This window comes from Lactiplantibacillus garii, from assembly GCF_003885105.1.
Classification (GTDB): Bacteria; Bacillota; Bacilli; order Lactobacillales; family Lactobacillaceae; genus Lactiplantibacillus; species Lactiplantibacillus garii.
Window position 1 is genome coordinate 1 of the sequence record NZ_QWZQ01000075.1, and the last position, 5700, is coordinate 5700.

Genomic DNA, 5700 nt, shown 5'->3' on the forward strand with positions numbered 1-5700 from the left:
TATTAAAACAGCTTGACAGAAAAATAATTTCAAAATATAATGAATCGTGAAAATTAATTCAAAAAGCTATGAGGTGATGTCTTATTGAACCAATAATTAAACGGGCCTTAGCGTTAATTAAGCCCCATATGCACGTCTGCTTAGGCGGTGGGCATAACGTGGCAAACTTGGCCAAGGTGCTAGCGACTAAACCGGAACTAGATTTACAACTATGTACGCCATCGGAGTTAACCGCCGTAACTTGTACGACACTTGGCCTTAAAATGGTGGGTTTAGCGGCGGTGGGTCACATCGACGTGGCGTTTGACGGTTGTGATAGCATTACGCCGAATTTAACCGCGTTGAAGAGTAACGGTGGGATTCACTTTTTTGAAAAGTTGTACGCGCAAAATGCTGATCAATACGTCATCTTAGCGCCGGCCGAGCGGTTAACCCCGCAACTGAACGCCCAGGTACCGTTGACGGTGGAAGTATTGCCGGCCGCAACGGCAACGATGATGCAAGTAATCGGTGATCATGGTTACCAAGTCACACGGCGGGTTGGTCAGCAGGTGGCGAGCTTTGCCCGGACACCGAACGGCAACGATTTATTAGATTGCCGCGCGGATCGTTGGGAAAACGTTCATGAGTTTAACGCCTGGCTTCAGCAACAAAACGGAGTAGTTGCGACGTCCCTTTTTGAAAACGTTATCACGACGCTATTAACTTTTGATCACGATGGACAAGTCAATGAATATAGAAAGGATCTTTAAAATGACAAATTATAATTGGGGTATGATTGGAACGGGTTGGATCGCGCACGAAATGGCGGACGCCATTAACGATGTAAACGGCAAAATTTACGCGGTTGCGGACGTGAATGAGGAAATGTTGAAGAAGTTCGCGGCGGAAAAACACATTGATAAAACCTTTACCGACGCGGACGCGATGATTGCGGATCCTAACGTTGACGTGATTTACATTGCAACGCCCCACACTTACCACTACGACTACATTAAAAAGGCGCTGTTGGCTGGCAAACACGTCTTCTGTGAAAAGGCCATTACCGTTAACGCTAAGCAGTTTGACGAAGTGCACCGGTTAGCTAAGGACAAGGGCTTAATTTTAACGGAAGGGTTCACGCTCTACCACATGCCAATTTATCAACAAGTTAAGCAGTTGATTGCGGACGGTAAATTGGGTGACATTAAGCTCGTTCAAGTTAACTTTGGGAGTTTGAAGGATTATGACCCGAAGAACCGCTTCTTCAATAAACAGTTAGCCGGTGGGGCCTTACTTGACATTGGGGGCTACGCGACCGCCTTTGCCCGGACCTTCTTAACGAGTCAGCCGAACACGGCGTTAACCACCGTGAAATTCTTCGAAACCGGTGTGGACGAACAGTCTGGGATTATTTTAAAGAACGAACAGGAACAATTAGCCGTAATGGCACTCTCCATGCGGGCTAAACAACCGAAGCGTGGGGTGGTTTCCGGGACTAAGGGGTACGTTGAAATTAGTAACTACCCCCGGGCAACCGAAGCGGACGTGACTTATACCGACGGTGCCCACGGTGAGGCCCACGAAACGTTGATTGCCGGTGATGCCGACCAAGCCCTTCGTTATGAAGTTCGTGACATGCAACGTTACATTGATACGGGGCACGATGACGGCCAATTGGCAACTTCTCACGATGTTACCCATATTTTGGACAGTGTGCGGAATGCCTGGGGAATGAAATACCCGTTTGACTAAGCGTTAACGGGTTGTTCAAGATGGTAAAATATTATGCCTAACTAAATGGCCCACCAAAACGTGATGTATCCGCGTTTTGGTGGGCCATTTAGTTTTGTAACGGGTAATTTGGTTAGTCATTAAATTTGATTGCAATCCATACGCTTAATACGATTAAGCCACTACCAAGCAAAAAATGCCATGAGACGGATTCACCTAGTAATAACCAACCGAGTAAGGTACCAACGATGGGCTGTAATAGAAAAAATAATCCAGAACTGCTGGCAGGGAGCAACTGAAGTCCCCGATTCCACATCACGAAGGCCCCGGCCGTGGAAACTACTCCGAGGTAGCCCAATGCTGAGAATATGGACGGTTGACCAAAGTTAACGTGGTTGAGAGTTTGAAACTGGCTAATAACAATTGGCGTTAGCAGTACGATGGCGACACTGGTGGACATGATGGTAACTTGTACGGCAGTGTAACGGTCGGATAGCCTTTTTATGAGGACTGACATCAAGGCCCACGTTAAAGCGGCAACGGTGAGGGCCAGTATGCCTAGTAGGGTATGGTGCCCGGTGAAGTGTAGGCCAACAATAATTAATACACCCAGTGTTGCTAATGAAACTGAGACTAACTTAATTTTAGTTAGGTGTTCGTGAAGCAACCACGTTGCGAAAAGTAGCATAAAAGTTGGGGTGGCGGACGTGATTACCGCCCCAGTTTGAGCGTTAGACAGCCACGTTCCGGTTTCCTGCGTCACGATGGAGATGGTATTACCGATTAATCCAATGAGTAAAATTAGACCAAGATCATTGCGCCTAAAGTACCATTTGACGTGTGTAAAGCATGCCCAGCCAATGAGGGTAATGAGGGCGATTAGGTAACGTAACCAGACTAATTCGATTGGCGGAATGGTGCCAACTACTAATTTAACGACAACGAACATGCCACCCCAAATACAAGCAGCGCCACTGAGTAAGCCGGCGCCTAATAATTTTTTAGAATTCAAAGTTTGTTCCTCCGCTTCAGATTTCTGTTAAACAATGAAATCGCCAGCGGGATAATCCGCTGACTAGCGGATCGTTGGAACGTCACATTCGTTTAGTGGTGAAAAAATCATGGTCAAGCCTCCCAGATAAATTGTTAATTATTCTATGTTAAATCAATTCGGAACGCACGGCAAGAACGGACGTTACTGCATTGGTAACGAATATTACGATCAACGTAGTCATAATTTATGGTAGTGATGCGCAAAAGTGAACTCTAGTAAACAAAAAACGTTTCCGGATAACCAGAAACGTTCGCGAGTTATTAACTTAAATTACGGTCTGGTTTAGTACCAGTGGTGGTGTTGCCAGAACTTCTTAGCGTTGGTCCAAGAACCGTAGCGACCGGCCACGTAACTGTTGGCCCGTTTTTCTTGGTTAACTGGTGATAAATTACCGTGTAAGTATGAGATTAATAGTTGGTAACGGCCGTAACAACGTCCGTTGCGTGCGGTGTAACTGTAACCAGATTCGCGGTAAGCAATCCATTTTTTGGCCGCTTTCTGTTTTTTGGACAAGTGTGCGTTGATCTTCTTGATTTGTTTAGCTTGGCTGACTTTTTTGGTAGCGGCTTCGGCGGTGACCGATGTCTGAGGAACAAAACTCGTTGCAACGTTTGCAACTAACCCTAAAACACACCCCAATGCAACTAGTAACAGAATTGATTTCAACTTAAAATTTTTCATTAGATTATGTACGCCCCGTTCGTTTAAATTAATAACCCTATGTCTGTTAGAATACACGAGAAATGTTGCAGTAATGTTAACGGGCCGTTACCGACCAATTAAATTGATGTTGTTAAAATGAAATATTTCGTAATGAGAATAGTTAGTGCAGTTAATTAAAATGCGGCTTCACGGCGAAAACTTACCAGATTATCATTAAAAATCAATCTGCTTATTTTACTGGTCGCTTAACCTTAAAGGTGTTAACCGCTTTATTTGGCGGTTTAGTAACTATGAAGGAGTTGCGGGGCGAAAAAATGGCAAAAAAAGATAGTGAGAAGATCACCTTAATGGCGTTAGTCATGATGATCTTTACGACGGTCTTCGGGTTTGCGAACGGAACGATTGCGTTTTATCTGATGGGGTACTCATCGATCCTGTTTTACCTGGTGGCCGCGGTGTTGTTCTTTATTCCGTTTGCACTAATGATGGCGGAATACGGGGCGGCAATTAAATCGGATAGTAGCGGGATGTATAAGTGGCTGGAAGTTAGCGTCAACGCCCGTTTTGCGTTTGTCGGGACCTTTATGTGGTTTGCTTCCTACATTATTTGGCTGGTTTCCACGTCGGCCAAGGTTTGGATACCGTTTACGACCATCTTTTTCGGGAGTGATCAAACCCAAAAGTTTGCGGTACTGGGCTTAAACGCCACCCAGGTTATTGGGATTCTTTCCTGCTTATGGATGGTGTTAGTGACCTTTGTTTCAATTAAAGGCATGAAAGGAATCGTGCGTATCACCAGTTTGGGCGGGGTGGCCGTCACCAGTTTAACGGCCATTTTGTTAGTTGTTTCAGGAATCATTCTAGGCTTGAATCACGGCCACTTTGCCCAACCATTACAACACGTTTTAACGTCACCAAATCCGAGTTATCAACACCCAGTGGGGTTACTCGGCTTTGCCGTGTTTGCGATTTTTGCTTACGGTGGGCTGGAAGTTCTCGGGGGAATGGTGGATAAAACTAAGAACCCGGAAAAAACTTTCCCGCGTGGGATCATCATTTCTGCCATCGTGATCACGGTTGGTTACGGGCTCGGCATCTTCTGCTGGGGGATTAGTACGAACTGGCAGGCGGTCTTAGCAAACCCGACCACGAACATGGGGAACATCAGTTACGTCATGATGCGCAACCTGGGCTACGTTTTGGGCCAGTCGCTGGGATTAAGCGCCGCGGCTGCCAACACCGTCGGACTGTGGTTTGCCCGTTATACCGGCTTAGGGATGTTCTTAGCTTACACCGGGGCCTTTTTCACGTTGACCTATTCACCGCTAAAAACGTTGATCTTAGGGACGCCCAAGGAACTGTGGCCGGCTAAGTTTACGAAGCTCAATAAAAATGACATGCCGAGCTACGCAATGATCGTACAGTGTGCGATTGTGATTATCATCATCCTGGTGGCGTCGTTTGCGACAGGGGACGCGTCGGCTTTTTATAACATTTTGACGTTGATGGCCAACGTTTCGATGACCTTACCGTACTTGTTCTTGTTGTACGCTTTTCCAAAGTTCAAGGCAAACCAGGCCATTGCGAAACCATTTGAAGTTTATAAGTCGATGACTTGGACCAAACTGATCAGCTGGGCGGTGTTTGTCGTGGTACTAGCGGCCAACGTCTTTACATTGATCCAACCAATTCTTGAAACGGGTAAGTTTGCGAACACCATTTGGATGTTAGTTGGGCCAATTCTGTTCGGGGTGGCCGGCATCATCTGGTACCAAGTGCGGGAACGACACGCTAATAATTAAAGCGTAATTAAAATATGAGCGGTCATCGTAACGGATGGCCGCTCATATTTGTAACTAGAATAAGTATCGGTAAGTTAAACGAATGTGTTTGTGAAAGTAAGCTGTCACAACTCCTTGGGATGCGATGTACAGGACGGCCCTTTTTTTACCCATGAATTTTCCTTTAGATGCCCGAACGCCAACCGGATTTACGCTAGTCCAAAGTTGGTAATATTTAACGCCACCAAATTTTTGAACCTTGGCTTTTCCCCGTTGTTTATAGTAGTAACCGGAATGGTATTCGCCGTGCTTAGTAATGTGAACCTTGTTGTACTTATAGGTTGAAGTGTTAAAGGCGTACCAAGTTCCCCGAACCGATTTGGGAATTGTATAAGTCTTAGCTTCGGCAGTTTGTGGACTAGTTGCAACTAGTCCACAAACTAAAGTAAAAACAGTTAACAATAATGATAAAAATAACCGGTATTTTTT

At 45.5% G+C, this 5700-nt stretch carries 5 protein-coding genes and 1 pseudogene; 3 read left to right on the top strand and 3 right to left on the bottom strand.

The genetic code is table 11. From position 1 onward, the window contains the following. Nucleotides 1–158: 158 nt before the first annotated feature. Both D1831_RS13595 and D1831_RS13600 read left to right on the top strand, forming a co-directional pair. A complete protein-coding gene (locus tag D1831_RS13595) occupies nucleotides 159–752 on the top strand; it encodes a ribose-5-phosphate isomerase A (protein ID WP_225422901.1) in 594 nt (197 codons plus the stop codon). A gap of 1 nt (nucleotide 753) precedes the next feature. After that, complete coding sequence (locus D1831_RS13600) at nucleotides 754–1734, top strand: Gfo/Idh/MocA family protein (protein WP_125073386.1); 981 nt, start codon at nucleotides 754–756, stop codon at nucleotides 1732–1734. Nucleotides 1735–1846: 112 nt separating this feature from the next. On the opposite strand, the gene D1831_RS13605 is transcribed toward D1831_RS13600, so the two are convergent. Next, complete coding sequence (locus tag D1831_RS13605) at nucleotides 1847–2725, bottom strand: DMT family transporter (protein ID WP_125073387.1); 879 nt, start codon at nucleotides 2723–2725, stop codon at nucleotides 1847–1849. Between the two features lie 324 nt (nucleotides 2726–3049). Beyond that, on the bottom strand, nucleotides 3050–3448 hold the full coding sequence (locus D1831_RS13610; protein ID WP_125073388.1) for an aggregation-promoting factor C-terminal-like domain-containing protein: 399 nt from the start codon (nucleotides 3446–3448) through the stop codon (nucleotides 3050–3052). A gap of 296 nt (nucleotides 3449–3744) precedes the next feature. Here D1831_RS13610 and yjeM point away from each other — a divergent pair, with 296 nt between their 5' ends. After that, complete coding sequence (gene yjeM, locus D1831_RS13615) at nucleotides 3745–5232, top strand: glutamate/gamma-aminobutyrate family transporter YjeM (RefSeq protein ID WP_125073389.1); 1488 nt, start codon at nucleotides 3745–3747, stop codon at nucleotides 5230–5232. Nucleotides 5233–5286: 54 nt separating this feature from the next. On the opposite strand, the pseudogene D1831_RS14440 reads toward yjeM, so the two are convergent. Continuing rightward, nucleotides 5287–5700, bottom strand: a pseudogene (locus tag D1831_RS14440) (hypothetical protein); the annotation flags it as partial.